The sequence below is a fragment of the Mesorhizobium sp. M7A.F.Ca.AU.001.01.1.1 genome (assembly GCF_004022735.1).
GTDB lineage: Bacteria > Pseudomonadota > Alphaproteobacteria > Rhizobiales > Rhizobiaceae > Mesorhizobium > Mesorhizobium ciceri.
In genome coordinates this window covers 1-633 of sequence record NZ_RZPF01001306.1, presented here as the reverse complement: position 1 = coordinate 633, position 633 = coordinate 1, and the positions used below count along the sequence as shown (strand labels likewise).

Annotated in this window: 1 protein-coding gene; it reads left to right on the top strand. The window is 64.5% G+C overall.

The window, feature by feature from the left end:
• Positions 1-619, top strand: a 619-nt coding sequence (locus EN884_RS37835) for a PDZ domain-containing protein (protein ID WP_128361225.1), incomplete at its 5' end; no start/stop codon positions are given.
• Positions 620-633 lie beyond the last annotated feature (14 nt).

Here is a 633-nt window from a genome sequence, read left to right as displayed (position 1 = left end):
CGGCTGGCTCGGTGTCGAAATCCAGCCGGTCACCTCCGACATCGCTGAGTCGCTTGGTCTGAAGTCCAACAACGGCGCACTGGTTTCCAGTGCCCAGGACGATGGTCCCGGCAAGAAGGCGGGCATCACGGCCGGTGACGTGATCACCCAGGTCAACGGCAAGGACGTCGCTTCGCCGAAGGAACTGGCACGGCTGATCGGCGCCTACTCGCCTGGCAAATCGGTTGACGTCACCGTGTGGCGCGACGGCAAGAGCCAGACGGTCAAGGTCGATCTCGGCAAACTGCCCTCGAGCGACAAGCAGGCCTCTGTCGACCAGTCGCAGCCTGCCGCTCCGGCAAAGCCCGACACGCTGGCCGATCTCGGCCTGACCGTCACCAAGTCCGAAAACGGCAAGGGGCTGGTGGTGACCGACGTCGATCCCGACAGCGATGCTGCCGATCGCGGCATCCAGCCGGGCGACGTCATCACATCGGTCAATTCGACCGAAGTGAACGGCACCGACGACGTCACCAAGGCGATGACCGAAGCGGTCAAATCCGGCCGCAAGGCAGTGCTGATGCAGATCACCCGCGACGACACCAATCGTTTCGTCGCGCTGCCCGTCGCCAAGGGCTGAGGTCGGCTCCGGAG